The 2,216-nt window shown below is 67.6% G+C and carries 2 protein-coding genes; both read left to right on the forward strand.

What is annotated here, in order from left to right; translation table 11 throughout:
- Window positions 1-1,401: aminopeptidase family protein P (locus IC66_RS0111210; RefSeq protein WP_038947668.1), on the forward strand; the 1,401-nt coding region annotated here is incomplete at its 5' end.
- 187 nt (window positions 1,402-1,588) lie between these two features.
- The coding region (locus IC66_RS0111215) for an MFS transporter (protein WP_038947669.1) at window positions 1,589-2,216 on the forward strand (628 nt) is incomplete at its 3' end.

Consider the following 2,216-nt stretch of genomic DNA (forward strand, 5'->3'; position numbering starts at 1 on the left):
GCCGGCGCCGAGCTCGTCGCGGTCGACAGCAATCCAATCGACGCAATCTGGCAGGACCGCCCGCAGCCACCACTCGCCCCCGTCGCCGTGCACAGCCTGCAGAATGCCGGCGTCACTGAAGCCGAGAAGCTGACGCAGATCCGAAACGAGATCGGCAAGCTCGGCGCCGACGCATTGGTGCTGTCGGACAGCCACGCGGTGGCCTGGACCTTCAACATCCGCGGGGCCGACGTCGCCCACACCCCGCTGCCGCTGTCCTATGCGCTGGTGCCGAAGGACGGCCGTCCCACCATCTTCATCGACCACCGAAAACTCTCCAACCTGACGCGCGACCATCTCGAGCAGTCCGCCGACGTGCGCGAGCCCGATGCGATGGCGCCGACGCTGATGGCGCTCGCCAAGAGCGGCGGATCGATTGCGCTCGACAGCGCCACCGCGGCCGACGCACTCAGCCGGCTGATCGCGGGGGCCGGCGGCAAGCCGGTGCGCGGTAGCGATCCGATTGCACTGCTCAAGGCGATCAAGAACGCCACCGAGATCAAAGGCACGCAGACGGCGCATCGGCGCGACGCCGTGGCGCTGGCGCGCTTCCTCGCCTTCATCGACCGCGAGGCCGCAAGCGGCAAGCTCACGGAGATCGACGCGGTCGAGGCGCTGGAGACGTTCCGCCGCGACACCGGCGCGTTGAAGGACGTCTCGTTCCCGACCATCTCCGGCACCGGCCCGAACGGCGCCATCGTGCACTACCGCGTCACCCGCAAGAGCAATCGGCGGATCGCACCCGGCGACCTGCTGCTGATCGATTCCGGCGCGCAGTACGAAGACGGCACCACCGACGTCACGCGCACCATGGCGGTGGGCGAACCCACCGCTGAGATGCGCGACCGCTTCACCCGCGTGCTGCGCGGCCATATCGCGATCGCGCGCGCCGTCTTTCCGGACGGCACCACGGGCGCGCAGCTCGATACGCTGGCGCGGCAATATCTCTGGGCCGCCGGCGTCGATTTCGAGCACGGCACCGGTCACGGCGTCGGCAGCTATCTCTCGGTGCACGAAGGGCCGGCGCGGATCTCGAAGCTCGGTACCACGCCGCTGAAGCGCGGCATGATCCTCTCCAACGAGCCCGGCTATTACAAGACCGACGGTTTCGGCATCCGCATCGAGAACCTGGAGCTGGTGGTGGCCGCCGACATCAAGGGCGCCGAGAAGCCGATGAACGCGTTCGAGACGCTGACGCTAGCGCCGATCGACCGCCGCCTCATCGATGTCGCGATGCTGAGCCGCGACGAACTCGGCTGGCTCAATGCCTACCACGCGCGCGTCCGGACCGAGGTGCGGCCCGCGCTGGACGAGGCGACGCAGGCCTGGCTCGATCAGGCGACGGCGGAGCTGAAGGCGTAGGGTCACCCTGCCGCAGCGCGCATGGCGCTACGCCGTATGCGCAACGCTGTTTCCCGACACGGAGGCTAAAGCGAATATCGCGCCTCCAGCATAACCATCCCGGAATCCGTATAGCCGCATTCCGAAACGCCGATATCCGTCTTGCGCGGGCGCGCTACAGTCGATTCGAACTCGAAAGACGGACACAATGCACGGCATGATCAGCAAGCCGCCGGGAGCGGCGGCGAACCTCGCGACGTCGCGCCTGGTGCTGCTGTTGCTGGTCGTGATGACCGGGATCGCGCCGATCTCGCTCTACATCCTGGTTCCGGCACTGCCGGTGCTGGCGACGAATTTCGGCAGCGACATCTCGATCGCGCAGATGACGGTGTCGCTCTACATGGTCGGCATCGCGCTGTCGCAGCTGATCATGGGACCGCTGTCGGACCGATTCGGACGGCGTCCGGTGCTGCTCGGAGGGCTGGCGCTGATGGTCGTGGCCAGCGTCGCGTGCATCTTCGCCGAGACCTTGCCGCAATTGATCGCCGCACGCTTTTTCCAGGCGCTCGGCGGCGCCTCCGGCATGGTGATCAGCCGTGCCATCATCCGCGACATCTACGAGCGCGACCGCGTCGCCTCAATGATCAGCCTCGTGGTCGCGGCGCTGATGATCGGGCAGATGGTTTCCCCGCTCACCGGCGGCCTGATCGAGACCGCGTTCGGCTGGCGCGCGATCTTCTACGCCATCACCATCGCCGCGATCATTGTCGCCGTCGGCATCGCGGTGGCGCTGCCCGAAACGCGGCGCAGTCGCGCCGCCGGCAGCGGCTTTCCGG

This window comes from Bradyrhizobium genomosp. III, assembly GCF_000261705.1.
Taxonomy (GTDB): Bacteria; Pseudomonadota; Alphaproteobacteria; order Rhizobiales; family Xanthobacteraceae; genus Bradyrhizobium; species Bradyrhizobium ottawaense.